Origin of the sequence: uncultured Dysgonomonas sp. (assembly GCF_900079725.1) — a bacterium.
Classification (GTDB): Bacteria; Bacteroidota; Bacteroidia; order Bacteroidales; family Dysgonomonadaceae; genus Dysgonomonas.
In genome coordinates, this window is record NZ_LT599032.1 from 3141698 (window position 1) to 3162442 (window position 20745).

Genomic DNA, 20745 nt, shown 5'->3' on the forward strand with positions numbered 1-20745 from the left:
TCTAAAATCCGAATTAGCAGATAAGCTCAAACACGTTTCCGTTTTTTCGGATTTTAGCCCCACGGGTACCCCGTCCGTGAAGCTAACGGCGCAGGCTGAAGCGTATTTATTCCAGAAAGAGCTTTGCTCTACTAGGGCGTCAGCAGACGCGCATTAGTTCCGCAGGCGGGGCACCCACACGGAGCAGACGGCGTGGAAAGGGACGGGGCGATAGCCCATTCGTTACTTTCAGCCGGCAAGCCGATTGTGGGTCGCCGAAGGACTTAGCGCTAGCTTTTTGCTTACTTTTGGGCAATGCCAAAAGTGAGGACAAGCCCGGGAGGGCGCGGAAGTCGTGAGCTAAAATTTCAAATAATGAACAAAGATGAAAGTTATGCTTAGTATAATTCAACGTTTTAAGTAGCGATGCAGAAATAAAATTTATTTTGGTTACGCCGAGTCACGAAAAACACCTAATGTAATTGAACTTTTTCATTCAACAGTATAGCCTTTAATGAATAATTGGTATTATTGTAAACTCTAATAATTACAACTAAAATAAACGACTAACAAGTATTATCTTTACTTTTGTATAAAACAAATAACAACATGAAAAAGGTAACATTACTTTGCGGCCTGCTCATCTCGGTCTCAGCCTTGCTTGCTCAGGATTACAACTACAAATTCCGACTGACACTCAAAGATAAAGGACAGACATCCTATACAATAGATAAGCCTGAAGAATTCCTTTCTCCCAAAGCAATCGAACGCCGCCAGAGACAAGGGTTTACTATAGATGCTTCCGACCTTCCAATTTCTTCGGAATATATCAAAGCCATAGAAAATGTCGGAGGAGTTATCGTAGCCAAAAGTAAGTGGATGAAAACAGTAGCTGTCCATTGCAGCGACAGTATGCTGGTAGATAAATATAAAGAACTACCCTTCGTATCCGATGCCCTCTTTGTCTGGAAAGGAAAACCGAAGGCTGAAACAAAAACGGACAGTATTGTGAATTATCCGTCCACAGAAACGGTAGCATTTGGCGACTACTATTCAAAATCAGGTACAAATATCGAGCTGAACAACGGGCAAGTCTTGCATGATGCCGGATTCAAAGGCAAAGGTATGACTATAGCGGTTATCGACGCCGGATTTAATCACTTACCTCAGATAGAGATGCTCAACAATCTGGATATAAAAGGATACAAAGGCTTTGTGTATGAAAACGAAGACCTGTTCAACAATGCTAACCAGCATGGACTAAATGTATTATCCTGTATAGGCACAAACAAGCCTATGCAGTTTGTTGGCACCGCGCCCGAAGCCGGCTTTTGGCTGTTTGGCTCGGAAGACTCCCGCAGTGAATTTCCAATAGAGGAAGATTATTGGGCTACAGCAATAGAATATGCCGATNCGTGAGCTAAAATTTCAAATAATGAACAAAGATGAAAGTTATGCTTAGTATAATTCAACGTTTTAAGTAGCGATGCAGAAATAAAATTTATTTTGGTTACGCCGAGTCACGAAAAACACCTAATGTAATTGAACTTTTTCATTCAACAGTATAGCCTTTAATGAATAATTGGTATTATTGTAAACTCTAATAATTACAACTAAAATAAACGACTAACAAGTATTATCTTTACTTTTGTATAAAACAAATAACAACATGAAAAAGGTAACATTACTTTGCGGCCTGCTCATCTCGGTCTCAGCCTTGCTTGCTCAGGATTACAACTACAAATTCCGACTGACACTCAAAGATAAAGGACAGACATCCTATACAATAGATAAGCCTGAAGAATTCCTTTCTCCCAAAGCAATCGAACGCCGCCAGAGACAAGGGTTTACTATAGATGCTTCCGACCTTCCAATTTCTTCGGAATATATCAAAGCCATAGAAAATGTCGGAGGAGTTATCGTAGCCAAAAGTAAGTGGATGAAAACAGTAGCTGTCCATTGCAGCGACAGTATGCTGGTAGATAAATATAAAGAACTACCCTTCGTATCCGATGCCCTCTTTGTCTGGAAAGGAAAACCGAAGGCTGAAACAAAAACGGACAGTATTGTGAATTATCCGTCCACAGAAACGGTAGCATTTGGCGACTACTATTCAAAATCAGGTACAAATATCGAGCTGAACAACGGGCAAGTCTTGCATGATGCCGGATTCAAAGGCAAAGGTATGACTATAGCGGTTATCGACGCCGGATTTAATCACTTACCTCAGATAGAGATGCTCAACAATCTGGATATAAAAGGATACAAAGGCTTTGTGTATGAAAACGAAGACCTGTTCAACAATGCTAACCAGCATGGACTAAATGTATTATCCTGTATAGGCACAAACAAGCCTATGCAGTTTGTTGGCACCGCGCCCGAAGCCGGCTTTTGGCTGTTTGGCTCGGAAGACTCCCGCAGTGAATTTCCAATAGAGGAAGATTATTGGGCTACAGCAATAGAATATGCCGATAGCGTGGGAGTAGATGTGGTAAATACATCGTTAGGATATAACAACTTTGATAAGCCTGCAAAAAGCTATACCCATAAAGATCTTGATGGTAAAACGGCTCTCATTTCACGGGCGGCAGACAAGGCGTCTCAGAAAGGGATGCTGGTAGTAATCAGTGCAGGCAACTCCGGCGATTCGGAATGGAAAAAGATAACCCCCCCATCCGATGCAGTGAATGTGCTGACTGTGGGTGCTATACAACGCGATTCCACAGTTGTCGGTTTCAGCTCGCGTGGCCTTACTGCCGACCTGCGGATCAAACCTGATGTGATGGCATTAGGACTAGGGGCGGCAACTATCGATGACAAGGGACATGTAAGTTTCAAGGCCGGAACTTCATTTTCATCTCCTATCATGTGCGGGATGGTCGCATGCCTGTGGCAGGCATTTCCAACATTGACTAACCGCGAAATAATAAGTATTGTACGCGAATCGTCCGACAATTTCGAAACCCCCGACCAGGACTACGGATTCGGCTTGCCCGACATGGGAAAGGCAATGTCTTTTGCCCAATCTTTAGCGGAAAAGAAAGAAAAAACAGCAAATCAGGTTAAAGAAGCTTCAAAGAAAAAGTGATGAACAATCAGGCTATATCTCTATATGAACTGAACAGCCTTATAAAAGGAGTGCTTAACGACACCCTCCCCGAAATGGTATGGATCAGAGCGGAGATGAGCGACGTACGGGTCAATCAGAACGGGCATTGTTATCTGGAATTTATAGAAAAAGACCGTGCAGGTAAAACGCTTGTGGCCAAAGCCCGCGGTATGATATGGGCAAATACCTTCCACCTGTTAAGGGCTTATTTCGAAAACTCTACCAAACAGACTTTTTCTTCGGGCCTCAAAGTATTGGTGCAGGTGAGTATCGAATTTCATGAGTTGTATGGTTTCAGCCTTACGGTTCACGATATCGACCCCAGCTATACGTTGGGAGACCAAGCCTTGAATCGGGCTACCATTCTCAAGCAGCTCGAAGAAGACGGAGTCCTTTATCTTAACAAAGAACTGGAATTGCCTCTTCCATTAAATCGCATCGCCATTATTTCTTCTCCTACAGCAGCGGGTTATGAAGATTTTCTCGATCAACTGCATAAGAACGCTTTTGGATTTGTATTTTATACAAAACTTTTTCCGGCCATCATGCAAGGCGACAGGTCTGAAGATTCTATTATTTCAGCTCTGGAGCATATATACGAATATCAGGATTGCTTCGATGCAGTCGTCATCATAAGGGGAGGGGGAGCTACATCCGATCTTAGCAGTTTCGATTCTTATCTCTTAGCTGCCAGTTGCGCTCAATTTCCACTGCCTGTTATTACGGGGATAGGACACGAACGGGACGAAACCGTTTTGGATATTGTAGCGCATACCCGGGCAAAAACGCCGACGGCAGTAGCTGAATTTCTGATCGCGAACCTAACGGAAACAGCAGCAGAGTTAACTGAAATATCTCAGGATATAGTATCTTTGGTTTCGCAACGGCTACAGGATGAAACCGTACGCCTGAGTGTATTCGAGACTAAAAATTCATTCGCCCTGAAAAGCTGGTACAAAGAACAGCTCACAGTCCTTTCTTCTGCCAGAAATGTATTGGCAAAAGGAATGATACGGATACAGCGCGAAAATCAGAATAAGTTTGTATTCCTCGAAGACAATTTGAAGAGAAAATCGTTACAGTTATTGAAAGATACCCAAAGCAAATTTTCCCTGCTGGAGGATAGTTTGAAGAGAAGTGCACAACAGCAATATAAAGAAGAATTAATTAGATTGGAAACGTTGGATAAACAGTTACATTTATCCTCACCCGAAAATATATTAAAAAAGGGTTATACCTTGACTATAAAAGACGGAAAAGTAGTAAAACAAAGCGGGATGCTAAGAAAGGGTGATGAAATCACGACTTTTTTCCCGGATGGAAAAGTAGAGTCTATTGTAAAATGAGGTTATACTCTCTTAAAATAACACTATGAACACAGATAAAAAACCGATTTCTTATTCTTATGCTTTCAGTTTTATGGACGGAATGGCGCATATAATACGCAAGTCGGGTACAGGATTTATAAATAAATACGGAGAACTGGCGGTTCCATGTGTCTACGAAATGGCATATAGCTATTTCGATGGACTGGCAATGGTCCAGAAAGACAAAAAAAACGGCTTCATTGACAAAGCCGGAAATACAGTTATCCCTATCCAATATGAATATGCCGATGCCTTTGCCGACGGTCTGGCAGGAGTTTCCAAAGATGGCAAATGGGGCTTTATAGATAAGCAGGGAAAGCAGGTCATCCCATATTTGTATGATGGCGTAAACTGGTTTTCGGAAGGTCTTTGCGGTGTATTTAAGGATGGTAAAGCAGGGGTAATAGACAAGCAGGGCAACGAAATTATACCTTTTGGCATCTATGAAGAGGTAATGGATTTTAACAATGGCCTTGCCTATGCCTGTAAAGACGGGCATGGCGGATATATCGACCGATCAGGCAATGAGGTTATCCCTTTTGTGTATGATTGCAAAGGCAGCGGTCTGTTTAAAGAAGGTCTTATCTGTATTTCGAAAGAGAATAAATGGGGAGTATTGGACAGTTCAGGCAACGAAGTTATCCCTTTCATCTATGATGATATGGCTGTCGAATTTTCCGAAGAACTCCTTGCTGTAGGAAAAAATGGGAAATACGGCTGTATAGATAAACAAGGAAGTGAAGTTGTTCCTTTTATATATGACGACCTGCGTAATTTCTCGGAAGGGCGCGCGGCTGCACGTATGGGAAATGTCTGGGGTTTTATAAATAAGGAGAATAAGGCGGTTGTGCCTTTTGCTTTCGAAACGGTTTACAGCTATTCCGAAGGACTGGCATTAGTCATGCAAAAAGGGCGCAATGCTTATTTTATAGATAAAAACGGAGAGGTCAATATTGCTTTAAAGAGAAGCTATAATATTCTCGATTATGCAAAGATGGGTTTTCTGGCTCTCGCTGTCGCAGGATTAGTCTTTATGCTAATCAGGGCATTGATATAGAATGAAATAAATAAATGATATGGCAAAGAAAGAACAAACATACGGAGAAGCGATGCAGGAGCTGCAAGACATTATGTACCGCATCGAAAATGAAGAACTTGATGTGGATGTGCTTCTCGAGGAGGTAAAAAAGGCCGCTACACTTATCAAATTCTGTAAAGATAAATTACAGAAGACTAATGTTGAAATACAAAAAATACTGGATAAAATAGAATGAGCAGCAAGAGTGTCATTATCGTTGCAGGCGGCAAAGGTTTGCGTATGGGAAGCGATTTGCCCAAACAATTTATCCCGATCGGGGGTAAACCGGTTTTGATGCGTACTATCGAGGCTTTTCACGCTTACGATAGCAATATTGTTATTATCCTTGTGCTACCTTACTCTCATCAGGTATACTGGAAAGAACTATGTGCCAATTACCATTTCGGGATACCACATACAATTGCGATGGGTGGAGAAACCCGCTTTCATTCGGTGAAAAACGGATTAGGATTGGTTAATGGAGGTATAGTGGCCGTACAGGACGGAGTGAGACCCTTTGCTTCAAAAGAAATGATTGCACGGTGCTTCGATGCTGCTGAAGAATATCAGGCCGTTATCCCGGTGATAGATTCAACGGATAGCCTTCGGGAGATGACTGAGGGTACAAAGAGCAAGATAATAGACCGTTCCAAAATTCGATTGGTGCAAACTCCACAGGTTTTTCATACGGATATATTGAAAAAGGCATATGAAACGGAATTCAAAGATACATTTACCGATGACGCATCAGTAGTAGAATCCATGGGTATAGATGTGCATCTGGTAAGAGGCGAGGTGACGAATATAAAAATTACAACTCCGCTGGATCTGAAGATTGGAGAGTTGATCGTGAGAGTTGAATAGTTTTGTTTTTTAATTAAAATAAATAGGCTGTGAATTTAGACAAGATACCGGAAGGCCGTNGGCGGATATATCGACCGATCAGGCAATGAGGTTATCCCTTTTGTGTATGATTGCAAAGGCAGCGGTCTGTTTAAAGAAGGTCTTATCTGTATTTCGAAAGAGAATAAATGGGGAGTATTGGACAGTTCAGGCAACGAAGTTATCCCTTTCATCTATGATGATATGGCTGTCGAATTTTCCGAAGAACTCCTTGCTGTAGGAAAAAATGGGAAATACGGCTGTATAGATAAACAAGGAAGTGAAGTTGTTCCTTTTATATATGACGACCTGCGTAATTTCTCGGAAGGGCGCGCGGCTGCACGTATGGGAAATGTCTGGGGTTTTATAAATAAGGAGAATAAGGCGGTTGTGCCTTTTGCTTTCGAAACGGTTTACAGCTATTCCGAAGGACTGGCATTAGTCATGCAAAAAGGGCGCAATGCTTATTTTATAGATAAAAACGGAGAGGTCAATATTGCTTTAAAGAGAAGCTATAATATTCTCGATTATGCAAAGATGGGTTTTCTGGCTCTCGCTGTCGCAGGATTAGTCTTTATGCTAATCAGGGCATTGATATAGAATGAAATAAATAAATGATATGGCAAAGAAAGAACAAACATACGGAGAAGCGATGCAGGAGCTGCAAGACATTATGTACCGCATCGAAAATGAAGAACTTGATGTGGATGTGCTTCTCGAGGAGGTAAAAAAGGCCGCTACACTTATCAAATTCTGTAAAGATAAATTACAGAAGACTAATGTTGAAATACAAAAAATACTGGATAAAATAGAATGAGCAGCAAGAGTGTCATTATCGTTGCAGGCGGCAAAGGTTTGCGTATGGGAAGCGATTTGCCCAAACAATTTATCCCGATCGGGGGTAAACCGGTTTTGATGCGTACTATCGAGGCTTTTCACGCTTACGATAGCAATATTGTTATTATCCTTGTGCTACCTTACTCTCATCAGGTATACTGGAAAGAACTATGTGCCAATTACCATTTCGGGATACCACATACAATTGCGATGGGTGGAGAAACCCGCTTTCATTCGGTGAAAAACGGATTAGGATTGGTTAATGGAGGTATAGTGGCCGTACAGGACGGAGTGAGACCCTTTGCTTCAAAAGAAATGATTGCACGGTGCTTCGATGCTGCTGAAGAATATCAGGCCGTTATCCCGGTGATAGATTCAACGGATAGCCTTCGGGAGATGACTGAGGGTACAAAGAGCAAGATAATAGACCGTTCCAAAATTCGATTGGTGCAAACTCCACAGGTTTTTCATACGGATATATTGAAAAAGGCATATGAAACGGAATTCAAAGATACATTTACCGATGACGCATCAGTAGTAGAATCCATGGGTATAGATGTGCATCTGGTAAGAGGCGAGGTGACGAATATAAAAATTACAACTCCGCTGGATCTGAAGATTGGAGAGTTGATCGTGAGAGTTGAATAGTTTTGTTTTTTAATTAAAATAAATAGGCTGTGAATTTAGACAAGATACCGGAAGGCCGTATTTTTCAGAATAATACACGTGAAGATATCAAGCGTTGGGGCAACCAACTCCAATATTTCCATTACATGCGTTCGAGAGGAGGGCATAACTGCGAAGGCGACTCTTTTTGTACCTACTTCAAATATGCCGATAGAGAAGATCTTGCGAAAAAGCTAGCGGAAATAGGGGTAACACTTAATAAGATTGAAGAAGGTTGTATTCCGTTTGACCCTACAGTCTCCTACTCTTTTGACGATCTGGACAAACTGAGAATTACGATCAATCATTTTATTGATCTGGAACAGCCTCAGCATGTTTCTATTTTGAATCATAAGGTACATATATGGGTATTACCCAACAGCTTCGAATTGTCGGTATCAGGAACAAAAGCAGGATTAGCATATAAGGTGTCGGAAGATGATTTTCAGGTTTGCTTAGCATTAGAGAAAATATTTGAATCGCTTGACTGGAGTACGATCATGGATAAGGATATTACACATCAGGTACATTGTATATCCAAGCAATTATATCCAGAACTATTCGAATAGGAAATGACATGATAGATATACTTTCAAATTATTACCTGAATAAGAAAGAACCTCAGAAAAGCTGCTTATTAGCCTTGCGTAGCATTATCCTGAATATGGACAAAGATGTTTCGGAGACTGTAAAATACGAGATGCCCTGTTTTTGTTACAAGAAAAAAATGTTTTGCTATTTGTGGACGGATAAAAAGACCGGCGAACCTTATATTTTAATGGCTGAAGGCAAGCTTCTCAACCATTCTGAATTGGAGCAGGGTAGCCGTTCGCGAATGAAGATATTGAGAATCGATCCGAATGAAGATCTGCCAATCGAAACCATTGAACTTATATTGAATGATGCATTGAATTTGTACAAAAACGGAATAATAAAAATCAAGAAATAAAACCATTTATGGAACACGATATCGACGCGCTATACTACAATGCTGTAGACTTATTGAAAGAAATGATAAAAACACCTTCTTTCAGTAGGGAGGAACATAATGTAGCTGAGGTTGTAGCAGCTTGTATGCGTAAAGCAGGTTATGAACCACAGCGAAAAGGGAATAATCTTTGGATACAGTCGAAAGACTTTGATGAGGCCAAGCCTACAATCCTTCTCAATTCGCATATAGATACCGTACGCCCTGTATCGGGATGGACTAAAGATCCTTTTACACCTGAGGTGGATGATGACACATTATTCGGGCTAGGGAGTAACGATGCCGGAGCTAGTTTGGTCTCTCTTCTTCATACATTCTTTATCCTGACTGCGAAGAAACAGGATTATAACCTTATATTCCTGGCCTCGTGTGAAGAAGAGGTTTCGGGAAAGGATGGAGCAGAAGCTATAGTATCCCTTCTACCCAAAATAGAATTCGGTATTGTGGGAGAGCCTACACAAATGAATCCGGCCATTGCAGAGAAAGGACTTCTGGTACTCGATTGCACTGCATACGGAAAAGCAGGTCATGCTGCCCGTAACGAAGGAGAAAATGCGATATACAAAGCGTTGAAAGATGTAGAGTGGTTCAGAACATATCAATTTCCCGAGGTCAGTGATCTGCTGGGTCCTGTAAAAATGACAGTATCGATGATCAATGCCGGAACACAACACAACGTAGTTCCCGACAAGTGTGATTTTGTAGTAGATGTCCGTAGCAATGAATTATATAGTAACGAAGAACTGTTCAACCTGATAGACCGGCAGACCGGATGCGAAGTGAAACCTCGTTCGTTCCGTCTCAATTCATCCCGTATCGCACTGGAAAATCCGTTTGTTCAACGTGCCATAATGATAGGGAAAGAACCGTATGGCTCACCTACCCTATCAGACCAGACATTTATGCCGTTCCCTACTCTGAAGATGGGACCTGGAGATTCGGCCCGTTCGCATACGGCAAACGAATATATCCTGCTCAGTGAGATACGGGAAGGGATAGAATTATACGTGAAACTACTCGACGGTTTACGACTCTGATTCTTCCGCCGATTGCTTCAGCAACTCTTTTAGCTGCTCCTCGGTATGATCGACCTGCCTTAACGGTACGGTTTCCACTACAGCCAGTGATGGGTCTATATCATACATCTGGGTGTCGGAAGTGGTGAGCTTCTTCACCAGATTATAGCAGGCGAGTACGATCTGACGCGACGGATTCATATGCACGTTGCGGAATATACGGTCCACTACCATATATTTGAAATCCCCTCTTTTATCATTTCCTTCCTGCATAGAAGGGTAACGTGTGGTAAGATCGACAAGTCCGTGGCGCTCCAGCTCATTTGCAATTAGTGTTACATACTTATCGGTATGAATACCCAGTTTAAATCCCGCTCTGATATTGATACGGAATACCTTTTTTGGCGCATACACTGTTGTTTCATAACTGAATTCGTATGGCTCATCGGTCCTCTTGATACGGACAAACCAATAAGTATCGGCGCGCTTAGGAGTTCCTTTAAATAAAGAGTACGCTATCTTACTTTCAAGGAAGTTCTTGTTGTTGGCTTTTACAATATATACCAAATGAGTTGCCGCTTTAGGTACGGTTTCATCCTTACTGATACGGATAATCTGATTGATATATTGTTCGTCTACCTGATCGTAAACTGTATAGTGGCGTTTAATCCTGCGTCCGTTATACCATGAGTACATAAACAGCAATAATATACCAGCTATAACGATAGGTACAAAACCACCATGGGCAAACTTCTGCATATTGGCAAGGAAGAAACTGAATTCAATAACCACAAAGAATAAAGTCAACGGAATACTGAACCACAAAGGTCTGTTATTCTTCATAAAATAAAGGAATAGCAGTACGCTTGTCATCAGCATGCTCAAGGTAATAGCAAGCCCGTAAGCCGCTTCCAGTTTCATAGAAGACTGCATGGTAAGAATGATAATGATACACAGCACCATCATCATATGGTTGATAGAAGGGATATATAGTTGTCCTTTTATATTAGTCGGATATTGAATTTTTACATTTGGCCAGATATTAAGGGAGATAGCCTCACTGATGACCGTGAACGAACCGCTGATAAGTGCCTGACTGGCTATAATAGCGGCAAGTGTAGCCATCAGCACCCCAATAAGGCTAAACCATTCGGGCATCATGGCAAAAAACGGGTTGATGTCGTGAGTTACTTTGCCGTGACTGTTAATTATCCATGCTGCTTGTCCCAGATAGTTGACTATAAGTGCTATCTTCACATATATCCACGATACGCGGATATTCTTCAGTCCGCAATGCCCTAAATCGGAATAAAGGGCTTCTGCTCCTGTAGTACAAAGAAATACGGCACCCAGTATAATCATGGTCTGGGGAACGGCAATGAGAAAGTTAATCGCATACATAGGGTTGAATGCCCTCAATACTGTGACGTCAGTGACTAGCTGGCTCATACCCATAACTGCCATCATCGTAAACCATACTATCATCAACGGACCGAAATATTTGCCCAGAGAGCCTGTGCCGAATGGCTGGACCAGAAACAGTAGGAGAACTATAGCTATAGTGACGGGTATAACAGGAATATGCGGGGCAATTGTATTCAGTCCTTCCACGGCAGACATTACGGTCATCGCGGGAGTAATAATTCCATCGGCAAGCAATGTGGCTGCTCCCAGCCCTGCCAGAACATATGCCCAACGGTATTTCTGCCGCACCAAGGCATATAGTGAGAGTATTCCACCTTCCCCTTTATTATCGGCGCGAAGGGTAATGATGACATATTTAAGGGTTGTCTGGATAGTCAGCGTCCAGATGACACAGGACACAGCGCCCAAAATATAATCGGGACGTGTAAGTTGTCCGGCAGGCAAGGCATTGAGTATAGCCCTCATCACATACAACGGGGATGTACCTATGTCGCCGAATACGATACCGATGGCAAGCGTTACACCGAGAGCGCTAAACGGGACTTTATGATTTTCTTTCATGCATTCTCATATTGAAAATTGCCCCAAAAGTACAAGATTATTCCATATAAAAGTACTATCTACGGTTAATTTTTCTTACAGTCTATAGATTGTCTATTCATCTCTTTTCAACTGACTTAAGAACTTCATACTATTTTACGGACAAATAAACTTCAGAGTTATCAACAGTTTTGAAGCACGAAAGTTTTAATATCAGGACTGACGTTTTTGTTTTTAATGTGATAAAAAAATAAAAACCGGATATTGTGTATCCGGCTTTAGGCTCAATTTATAAAGGAGAATATTATTTCATGGTGATATATTCTTTTGCACCTTGTATAAGCAATCCGATACCGCCTCCAAGCAATGCTCCAATGATGGCCATATCTATTATTCCACCTTTATCCCAAACGAAGGAGGTTACTACAATTCCTATAGGTAATAAGACAGCTCCGATAATCAGTGACCTCAATCCTGCACTTTTGCGATAGCCTTTCAGCCTGAACAGGGCGTCATCTATAGCTTCGTTGTTTCCGGGATAGTCGTAAGCCAATAATTCACGGATTTTATCCATATTGGTTATCTTCTTCTTTTTGAACAAGTGAAGTGCATCAGGGTACAAATCTCCCTTGTAATGTGTATTGTCCATAGTTTTGAAAATATTGTTTTGGTTTCTAAAAATAATGTTTGCGTAAGGTAAATGTTTTGATCATAATAGCCAAATAATGGCTAATCAAAAATAAGTTTTATCTTTTTCTGAAAGCTTTATCTATACTGTGAAAGAGAATATGAATAATGAAAAAGAAGTTGTCTAGACTTTTTCAATCTGGTAACATTATGAAAAAATACCCTCTTTGTCATTTTGAACAGAGTAAAAAATCTCTCGAGAAACGAGATGCTTCCTATCGTCAGCATGAAAAAAAGATATGAAAATAAAAGTCTAGACGACTTCAGTATTATAAAATAATGAATAATGCGAATCAGTAGTTGAGTTTAAAGGTTGAATTATACTAAGCATAACTTTCATCTTTGTTCATTATTTGAAATTTTAGCTCACTACTTCCGCGCCCTCCCGGGCTTGTCATCACTTTTGGCATTGCCCAAAAGTAAGCAAAAAGCTAGCGCTAAGTCCCTCGGCGACCCACAATCGGCTTGCCGGCTGAAAGTAACGAATGGGCTATCGCCCCGTCCCTTTCCACGCCGTCTGCTCCGTGTGGGTGCCCCGCCTGGGGAACTAATGCGCGTCTGCTGACGCCCTAGTAGAGCAAAGCTCTTTCTGGAATAAATACGCTTCAGCTTGCGCCGTTAGCTTCACGGACGGGGTACCCGGAGGGCTAAAAGACGAAAAAAACGGAAACGTGTTTGGGCTTATCTGCTAATTCGGATTTTAGAATGTTTAGTGCGAGTTTTTCCGTTTCGTTTTTTAGTCCGTTACGGGTCGGCCTTTGAAGCGGGGCGCTAAAGCATTTTTGGTTCCTTTTGGGGCTTTGGCCAAAAGGAATACAAGGAATTTTTAATTCCGCGTAGAAAAAAAGTATAGTACAATTCAACGTTTAATTCACCAATCAATTTAAATAGCCGATTGATACAAACAACATGGAGTAAGGCAAAAGTGTATGATGCCTTACTCCACGTTGTTTTTCAAGAGCTGTTATTTATGAGATCGACCCAAATAATAAGATAACAGCAGCGACCCTGCCTGCAAGGCAACTAATACCCAAAAGGCATTCTGCCTTCTGTTTTTTCGTTTCAAAGCTTTTAGTTCTTTCGTTTCTTTATCATTCAGTTCAAAATCTTCCATAATCCTCAAGTTTTTATAAATCAGATGTTAATTTAAATGGTTTATCTTATAGAAACAATCGAAATGCTGATTTTGATTAAAAATCGCGTATATTTTTCTTTAATTAAGGATTTAAAGGTATACGTAACAGTACGGATTGGTCATTTTTTTTGAAAAAAGTTTATCTATACAGTAAGCTATTAGCCTTTAGCTGTTAGCTTATAGCTCTTTGAAATGTTGATGGCCCCTACATTGGCTTCGCTTCGCTCTGTCGATTTTGACTCCGTCGATTTGCAATTCAATTCTCCCCTCGGGGCAGGGCTGTTAAGTTCTAATTTTTCATACCCTCTGTGTCATGTTGAACGGAGTGAAACATCTCGTTTCTCAGGGTCGAGATCCTTCGTTCCACTCAGGATGACAGCAGAAAATAACAGAACAAAGTAGAGAACTTAACAACCCTGCCCCGAAGGGAGGCTACAGAGAGGGTAAAAGCTAATTGTTAATTGCTCTTTGTGTTACCTTTACATACGCTTCGCTCCTGTGACCGTTGGTTGTTACCTTTTGGAAAAGGCTGTAGGGGCGGAATATCTTCCGCCCGAAATAGAAAAAGGTCTGCGGGCAGAAAATATTTGGCTCTGCCGATTTTCAATTCGGCCCTACAAGAGAATGCAAAACCTGTTACCTTTGTTACTTTTTAACCACATATGGTTAACAGATGCAAAAACAACATGATGAAAACAATAAAAAAACTGTCAGATGTGTCAGATTTTAACTAAATATAGTTAATAAACGTAAATAAAATGATGGGCGATGAGTTTTAAGTAGTGGGTAATGAGTTGAAAGTTATATGAGATACGAGTAGACAAGACACGAGATACAAGTTGTTAACTGATGACTGTTAACTGAAAAAAGTGTTACTTTTGTTACCTTTTGAAGGAAGATACGAGATGCTCTGCTCAGAATGACAAGCTAATTGTTAATTTTTCATTCTTAATTGTTTTCTGTGTTACCTTTTCGTTCTTCTCCTTTTATCTATCGGCTTATATAAAGATTAGTAGAGCTGCTAATGGAATAACTAAAGCATACTTGCCAAGGTAATATGGTATCCCTCTGGCCTTTTTAGGGGAGTTGTCGCCTAAAGAGAGTTCTCCGGTAAAAGCATAATTATTCCAGTCAGAATTGGACTCTTGATTGAAAGACCAGAAGTCCTCCTGAGTAGAATCAGGGAAATAAAACAGCTCCTGACAGTATCCGCTTAATTTCCGTTTTTTTATTTTTATCTGGTCAACAGTACCTATACAGTTAACATCACAGTGATAAACTATTTCTTCCTCATTTCCAAATTTATTCACCGCTCTGAATTTATAATAAGTATAGCAGTCTTTCATATAGTATTTGCCATTACTGGCTTTGGCAAACTCGAACCGCCCTACTTTTCTCAGTACCTGAACCATCTTTCCCAGATATCTTTTTGCAGGTTGCGATGCCAGAATAGAATCTACGGATTCTATCTCCATCGATTTAATGGTCATATCGCTTTTGTTGATCCGCACTTCTCCATTTGCCCAGCCATCTTTTCCGGCCAGAGGTTCTATATTCAATATTATAAGAGAGCTGTCCGATGTATATGTTCTTGTTGTCTCATTATTGATGCTTTTACCGAACGAGAGCAGGTGCGAGGCATGGTATTCAGCTCCATATAGTTCGGAGGTAGGGGTTACGGATTTTTGTAGTCGTCTGATGTCTACTATATTATATGTATAAGGTATCCGTTCCTTTTTTAAGGATTTCTTTAATACTTTTTCATCCAGAATGGTTGTGTATTTGAGGTATATCTCGTTTTGGAGTGTGTCGGTAGTTTTTGTTTGCAGGAAATGTAACAGGTATCCAACGGAGTGGTCTGTAACCAGATTCTTTTTGGTATTGAGCATTACTTCTTCTAGCAACATGTCTGCATCATACGGGCTGATAACAACCGGACTGAGGGAGACCGGATTCAGTTCCATGACAACAGTTGGCTGCTGCCGTAGGGCGGACTTCGATATGGACCTGGATTTGTAACCAATGCATTGGAAGTAGATGATATCCTCGCTGTCTCCGGGTATAGAAAACTGTCCGCTGGCATTGGTATATGCATATTCTTTCGATGAGGCTCCGTATTGGACGATAACGTCCGGAACAGGCTTTTTGGTATCCTTATCCAAAACAATACCATTGATAGGTGTTTGGGCAAGGGTATATATACATAGAAATAAGAGAGGGAATATAATTACTCTTTTCATCTATTCGCTATTTAGGTTGTTATCAGATAAACGTCGCTAAACAATATTTATTGAGATATTATATGACAAAAATCAAATTTATATCTTTCGGAATCAAAATCAACAACTAAATACTCTTTTTTATACCTTTGTCCTGATTATTAAAAATTGACGATATATGGCATTCAATATTGCGGATATACTACCTATCATTATCATCGTGCTTACTGTGCTTACCAGTATAAAGGGGTTTAATGATATGGCCTTCTTCGACAGGTATAAATTTGAAGTGGGAGCTATATTGGGTAAATCGAAACAGTGGGACAGGCTGTTGACTTCGGCAACATTGCATGGCGATTACATGCATCTCATTTTTAATATGATGACTTTGTATTTCTTCTCCGGTGTAATCATACAATCTTTGGGTATCTGGCAATATTTGACAATTTATTTCTTATCCATCATAGGAGGAGGCTTATTGTCCTTATGGGTTCACCGTAAAGAATATTATTATAGTGCTATCGGTGCTTCGGGTGGCGTTGTAGGCATCTTGTTTGCCGCCATAGCTTTATATCCGGATATGACGCTTGGGGTGATGTTTATCCTTCCCATGAAAGGATGGATCTTCGGAATACTCTATCTGGGATATTCCATATACGGTATGCAGACCAGACAAGGGAATATAGGACATGACGCGCATCTAGGAGGTGCTGCTATAGGGCTTATTCTGGCTATAGTTTTTGCACCGGTAATACTTCAGATCCATACATTATATATCGGAATAATGATAATTCCTTTGATTGTTTTGGCATATCTTGTTTTAAGAAAGAAATAATTGTACATTTGTTATGTTTTTTAACACAAACGGAATGACAAATCAAAATGTCTTAGTCTGTAAAAACTATTTCGTTCATTGAACATAGCACTTATTACTTTGTTATTAAATTATACATATATTTTGTAAGTAAAAAGCAATAATAATGAGCAACGAGAAAGACCTTATACAGTACGACGAGGATGATGCAGTAAAGTTTATACAGAACTATCTTCCCCAGGAAATGAAAGGAAAGTATACAAACGATGAGATAAATTATATCATCGATATTGTGTATGACTTCTATGATGAAAAAGGATTTATGAGCGATGAAACCGATGAAGAATCGGTTGTAAATATCGATGAAGATGAAATTGTCGCCTATGTCCTGAAATATACCAAGAAGGACAAAGTGAATAATTTCTCAGAAGATGAAATAGCCTTTATCATACAGGGAGAACTTGCTTATTGCGATTCAATAGGAATATTTGAATAAAGAAAATATCACAAACAAAAAGTATACAAATAATAATTAAAATTTTATCAATTATGAAACAGTTTTCAATTCTTGCAGCAATATTTATGAGTTGCGCAGTTATATTTTCTAGCTGTGGAGCTAGTGATACAGTAAAAGGTGGTGGTATCGGAGCAGGAGCAGGAGGAGCTCTTGGCGCAGGTATCGGAGCCATTATCGGTGGAGGTAAAGGTGCTGCATGGGGTGCAGGTATCGGAGCTGTAGTAGGAGGTACTGCAGGTGCTGTTATCGGAAACAAAATGGATAAACAAAAGAAAGAATTGGAACAGATCAATGGTGCTCAGGTTGAGTCTATCAATGACGGGCAAGCTATCAAAGTTACTTTCGAATCAGGTATCTTGTTTGCTACTAACTCAAGCACACTGAATTCTGCTTCTCAAAGTGCACTGACAAGCTTTGCAACTTCTTTGAACAACAATCCTGATACAGATGTTCAGATATACGGTCACACAGACAATACTGGTTCTGATGCGATCAATAATCCATTATCTGAAAAGCGAGCACAATCGGTTTATAACTTCCTTCAAACTAAAGGAGTGTCTGGTAGCCGTATGGTATCTCAGGGTTTCGGTTCTACTCAGCCTGTTGCTGACAATAGTACTGTTGCAGGAAGAAGCCAAAACCGCCGTGTTGAGATCTATATCCTTCCTAATGAAAAGATGATCAAAGACGCTGAACAAGGTAAGTAATAGCTTTGTAAATACAATAGATAAGGAGGCTGTTCATAACGAACAGTCTTCATTTTTTTATATAGCTGAATTTTTTGTCTGCTGAAGAAATAGCGAACTTTTTTAACATTCCGGATGTTATATAAATGACTGCTTTAATAAAAGCAGTAGGTTACAGGAGATTTCAAACTTCACAATATTAACAAGTAAATATAAGAAATTATGGGATTTATATGGTCAATTATAATCGGTATTCTGGCCGGATTTATCGCCGGCAAAATAATGAAGGGTAGTGGTTTCGGTCTTATCCTTAACCTTATAGTCGGAGTTGTTGGAGGTTTACTCGGCGGATGGATATTTACGTTGCTCGGCCTGGGTGTAAATGGTATTATAGGTAATCTGGTAATGTCCACAATCGGTGCAATTGTACTGCTTTGGATAATATCCCTGTTTAGCCGCAAGAAAGAATAGAATTACTAATTGATAAATAGAATAATTATGAAGAAAGTATTGATAGGAGCAGCTTTGGGTGCTGCAGCAATTTATGCAGTAAGCAGACTGTACAAACAAGGTAAATTAGACGGGTTTTGCGACGATATGAATAAATTTGCCAGCAAAGCAAAACGAAACCTGAAAAATGTAGCCGATGTAGGCAAGAATCAGGTGGAATATATCAAAGACCGTGTTGAATATGAGTTGAATAACGGAAAAGAGAGCAAATAATACACAGATAAGAAAATATAAGAATGGGTAACTTAGTTGTTACCCATTCTTATTATATATAGAAGATATTATTTCTTCTCTGCTTCCTGTTTCTCTTTCAAGTGTTCTCCTAAGAATGTTTCCATAGCGCGATAGAAATCGAATCTGTTTTCCTCGTTATGAAACCCGTGACCTTCATTATCCTTTACCATGTATTCGGTTTCTATTCCTCGTTTTTTCAGAGCCTCCACCATCTGGTCCGATTCGTCTTTATTTACACGCGGATCGTTTGCTCCCTGTGCGATAAATAACGGAGCTTTTATCTTATCTACATGAAATACCGGAGAAGAACTCGCCAGCAGAACACTATCCTTTTTCGGATCTCCCACCATTTCATACATCATATCTAGCATTGGTTTCCAGTATGGAGGTATCGTATTAAGGAATGTAAACAGGTTTGATACTCCTACATAGTCCACACCGCAGGTGTAGAGGTCAGGAGTGAATGTAAGGCCGGCTAAAGTAGCATATCCTCCATAACTTCCTCCATATATAGCAATCTTGTCGGGGTTAGCTATTCCTTTTGCTTTGAGCCATTCCACACCGTCCGTTATATCGTCCTGCATGGTTTTTCCCCATTGCTTAAATGATATTTCCCAGAACTTCTTGCCAAATCCGGTAGAGCCACGGAAATTCATTTGAAACACAGCATAACCTCTGTTTGCGAGAAACTGTATCTCAGGATTGAATCCCCATCCGTCTCGCGCCCAAGGCCCTCCGTGTGGATTAACTACTACAGGCAGATTTTTTGCAGTCTCCATCGTATATCCCTTCGGAAGTGTCAGGTATCCTTCTATTTCCAGCCCATCACGTGTTTTATATGTGATGCAGTTCATTGTTGCCATGTTGCTTTCATCCAGCCACGGGTAAATATCAGCGATATGTGTCAATATGTCTTTTTCCACATCATAGACATAATAAGCTCCCGGTGTCTTGTCATTGTACGTGCGGACAATAAGCATATTTTCATCCTTGTTCTTGCTGTTAATCCCAAACGGCTTGTTCGCTACCTTCGAAGATATTTTATCATATATACCTTTCAGCTTGTCGTCAAAGAAATGACGTTTGATACCATCGTGCCCCTGATATGCAACCAACTGCAATTTCTTGTCTTTGTTTGAATATGATGCTCCGGATATATCGTATTTCTCGTTTTCATAGAGTACCTCTTCTTCTTTCATTGTCTGAAAATCGAATACGATCAATGCATCTTTATCTCTGCCTATATTCGATGTTGCGTATAGCTTTTGATTGTCAGATGTAAAGAAATATGGGTTGAGCGTTTCTTTGAAACTGGTAGTTATAAGGACTTTGAAAGCATCCTCTTCTTTGTCTCTGTACAGAAGGCTTTGGTTCACTCCATCAAGCGAAAGGGCAACGCGTAATTTGCCATCATGGTCGGTCATCCATCCTTGGATATTGCCCGGATTTTCAGCAAGTATAGTCAATTCTCCCGTTTCAATATTCAAACGGTAAGGATCGAAGATCTGAGGATTTCGCTTATTTAGTCCGATAATAACCTCGCTGTCTATTTCCGGCAGGTCATCAATGATTTGAGTACGCACTTTTTCGAATGCAGTGAGTGGCAGAGGGTTGCTGCCATCTATATTCACGCCATAAAGCTGATAGTTTTCGTCACCTCCGGTATCTTTCAGGAACAGGATGCGATTGTTATTACCCCACAAATATCCGGCAATATCCCTCTCTGTTTCGGAGGTAATTCTTACGGCCGAATCTTGCCCTATTTTCTGCACATAGATATTCATCCTTTTTTCGTATGGAGCAGTATAAGAAAAGTATTTTCCATCAGGCGAAATCTGGTATGAGGCCTTTTCCGGGTTTCTGAAAAAATCTTCTAACGGTAATATTGGGGCCGGAACCGGGGCCTTATTGCACGAGGTAACTAACCCAAATGTTAAACAGAATAAAGCGATAATGCTAAATGTGAATGATTTCCTTTTCATAGTTAAAATGATTATATTACTACTATAAGTACTTGTCGTACAAATGTATTAAAAAATCACAAGATTAGTTTTTT

22 protein-coding genes are annotated in these 20745 nt (G+C 40.4%); 16 read left to right on the forward strand and 6 right to left on the reverse strand.

Annotation, left to right across the window (positions count from 1 at the left end):
• Positions 1 to 139: 139 nt before the first annotated feature.
• A complete protein-coding gene (locus tag QZL88_RS13200) occupies positions 140 to 391 on the reverse strand; it encodes a hypothetical protein (protein ID WP_296941836.1) in 252 nt (83 codons plus the stop codon).
• Positions 392 to 1648: 1257 nt separating this feature from the next.
• On the opposite strand from QZL88_RS13200, the gene QZL88_RS13205 reads away from it, so the two are divergent.
• The 11 genes from QZL88_RS13205 to QZL88_RS13255 all read left to right on the forward strand — a co-directional run bounded on the left by QZL88_RS13205 (position 1649) and on the right by QZL88_RS13255 (position 9943).
• Positions 1649 to 3067 (forward strand): S8 family serine peptidase, encoded by a 1419-nt coding sequence (locus QZL88_RS13205; protein ID WP_296941839.1) that lies wholly within the window; start codon positions 1649 to 1651, stop codon positions 3065 to 3067.
• A complete protein-coding gene (xseA, locus tag QZL88_RS13210) occupies positions 3067 to 4434 on the forward strand; it encodes an exodeoxyribonuclease VII large subunit (RefSeq protein ID WP_296941841.1) in 1368 nt (455 codons plus the stop codon). The genes QZL88_RS13205 and xseA overlap by 1 nt, the downstream gene beginning before the upstream one ends.
• 25 nt (positions 4435 to 4459) lie before the next feature.
• Positions 4460 to 5512 carry a WG repeat-containing protein gene (locus QZL88_RS13215; protein ID WP_296941843.1) on the forward strand — a complete coding sequence of 351 codons (1053 nt, stop codon included), beginning with the start codon at positions 4460 to 4462 and terminating at the stop codon, positions 5510 to 5512.
• 19 nt (positions 5513 to 5531) lie between these two features.
• On the forward strand, positions 5532 to 5729 hold the full coding sequence (gene xseB, locus QZL88_RS13220) for an exodeoxyribonuclease VII small subunit (protein ID WP_296941846.1): 198 nt from the start codon (positions 5532 to 5534) through the stop codon (positions 5727 to 5729).
• Positions 5726 to 6397 (forward strand): 2-C-methyl-D-erythritol 4-phosphate cytidylyltransferase, encoded by a 672-nt coding sequence (locus tag QZL88_RS13225; RefSeq protein ID WP_296941848.1) that lies wholly within the window; start codon positions 5726 to 5728, stop codon positions 6395 to 6397. Before xseB (QZL88_RS13220) ends, QZL88_RS13225 begins: the two co-directional genes overlap by 4 nt.
• A gap of 69 nt (positions 6398 to 6466) precedes the next feature.
• Positions 6467 to 7015 (forward strand): WG repeat-containing protein, encoded by a 549-nt coding sequence (locus tag QZL88_RS13230; protein WP_296945079.1) that lies wholly within the window; start codon positions 6467 to 6469, stop codon positions 7013 to 7015.
• 19 nt (positions 7016 to 7034) lie between these two features.
• Entirely contained in the window at positions 7035 to 7232 is a 198-nt protein-coding gene (xseB, locus tag QZL88_RS13235; protein WP_296941846.1) for an exodeoxyribonuclease VII small subunit, read from the forward strand.
• Entirely contained in the window at positions 7229 to 7900 is a 672-nt protein-coding gene (locus QZL88_RS13240) for a 2-C-methyl-D-erythritol 4-phosphate cytidylyltransferase (RefSeq protein WP_296941848.1), read from the forward strand. Before xseB (QZL88_RS13235) ends, QZL88_RS13240 begins: the two co-directional genes overlap by 4 nt.
• A 29-nt stretch (positions 7901 to 7929) precedes the next feature.
• Positions 7930 to 8487, forward strand: a complete 558-nt coding sequence (locus tag QZL88_RS13245) for a hypothetical protein (RefSeq protein ID WP_296941850.1) — start codon at positions 7930 to 7932, stop codon at positions 8485 to 8487.
• 8 nt (positions 8488 to 8495) lie between these two features.
• Positions 8496 to 8867, forward strand: coding sequence for a DUF1801 domain-containing protein (locus QZL88_RS13250; protein ID WP_296941852.1), 372 nt, complete (start codon positions 8496 to 8498; stop codon positions 8865 to 8867).
• A gap of 8 nt (positions 8868 to 8875) precedes the next feature.
• Entirely contained in the window at positions 8876 to 9943 is a 1068-nt protein-coding gene (locus tag QZL88_RS13255; RefSeq protein ID WP_296941855.1) for a M20 family metallo-hydrolase, read from the forward strand.
• Here the strand turns inward: QZL88_RS13255 and QZL88_RS13260 are convergent.
• The 4 genes from QZL88_RS13260 to QZL88_RS13275 all read right to left on the reverse strand — a co-directional run bounded on the left by QZL88_RS13260 (position 9932) and on the right by QZL88_RS13275 (position 15949).
• Entirely contained in the window at positions 9932 to 11908 is a 1977-nt protein-coding gene (locus tag QZL88_RS13260; RefSeq protein WP_296941857.1) for a KUP/HAK/KT family potassium transporter, read from the reverse strand. The two genes, QZL88_RS13255 and QZL88_RS13260, sit on opposite strands and share 12 nt — an antisense overlap.
• Positions 11909 to 12191: 283 nt before the next feature.
• Positions 12192 to 12536 carry a hypothetical protein gene (locus QZL88_RS13265; RefSeq protein WP_296941859.1) on the reverse strand — a complete coding sequence of 115 codons (345 nt, stop codon included), beginning with the start codon at positions 12534 to 12536 and terminating at the stop codon, positions 12192 to 12194.
• A gap of 1002 nt (positions 12537 to 13538) precedes the next feature.
• Positions 13539 to 13688, reverse strand: a complete 150-nt coding sequence (locus tag QZL88_RS13270; protein WP_006800180.1) for a hypothetical protein — start codon at positions 13686 to 13688, stop codon at positions 13539 to 13541.
• Between the two features lie 1019 nt (positions 13689 to 14707).
• Positions 14708 to 15949 carry a carboxypeptidase-like regulatory domain-containing protein gene (locus QZL88_RS13275; RefSeq protein WP_296941861.1) on the reverse strand — a complete coding sequence of 414 codons (1242 nt, stop codon included), beginning with the start codon at positions 15947 to 15949 and terminating at the stop codon, positions 14708 to 14710.
• Between the two features lie 157 nt (positions 15950 to 16106).
• Here QZL88_RS13275 and QZL88_RS13280 point away from each other — a divergent pair, with 157 nt between their 5' ends.
• From QZL88_RS13280 to QZL88_RS13300, 5 genes are all read left to right on the forward strand, one after another.
• Positions 16107 to 16763 (forward strand): rhomboid family intramembrane serine protease, encoded by a 657-nt coding sequence (locus QZL88_RS13280; RefSeq protein ID WP_296941863.1) that lies wholly within the window; start codon positions 16107 to 16109, stop codon positions 16761 to 16763.
• A gap of 145 nt (positions 16764 to 16908) precedes the next feature.
• Positions 16909 to 17238, forward strand: coding sequence for a hypothetical protein (locus QZL88_RS13285; protein ID WP_296941865.1), 330 nt, complete (start codon positions 16909 to 16911; stop codon positions 17236 to 17238).
• Between the two features lie 53 nt (positions 17239 to 17291).
• Positions 17292 to 17966, forward strand: a complete 675-nt coding sequence (locus QZL88_RS13290; protein WP_006800175.1) for an OmpA family protein — start codon at positions 17292 to 17294, stop codon at positions 17964 to 17966.
• A 201-nt stretch (positions 17967 to 18167) separates the two neighbouring features.
• A complete protein-coding gene (locus QZL88_RS13295) occupies positions 18168 to 18416 on the forward strand; it encodes a GlsB/YeaQ/YmgE family stress response membrane protein (protein WP_291107119.1) in 249 nt (82 codons plus the stop codon).
• Between the two features lie 27 nt (positions 18417 to 18443).
• The gene (locus QZL88_RS13300) at positions 18444 to 18668 is read left to right on the forward strand and encodes a hypothetical protein (RefSeq protein ID WP_291107116.1); all 225 of its coding nucleotides are present in this window, start codon (positions 18444 to 18446) and stop codon (positions 18666 to 18668) included.
• 68 nt (positions 18669 to 18736) lie between these two features.
• Here QZL88_RS13300 and QZL88_RS13305 read toward each other — a convergent pair whose 3' ends face one another.
• The gene (locus tag QZL88_RS13305; RefSeq protein ID WP_296941869.1) at positions 18737 to 20671 is read right to left on the reverse strand and encodes a S9 family peptidase; all 1935 of its coding nucleotides are present in this window, start codon (positions 20669 to 20671) and stop codon (positions 18737 to 18739) included.
• Positions 20672 to 20745 lie beyond the last annotated feature (74 nt).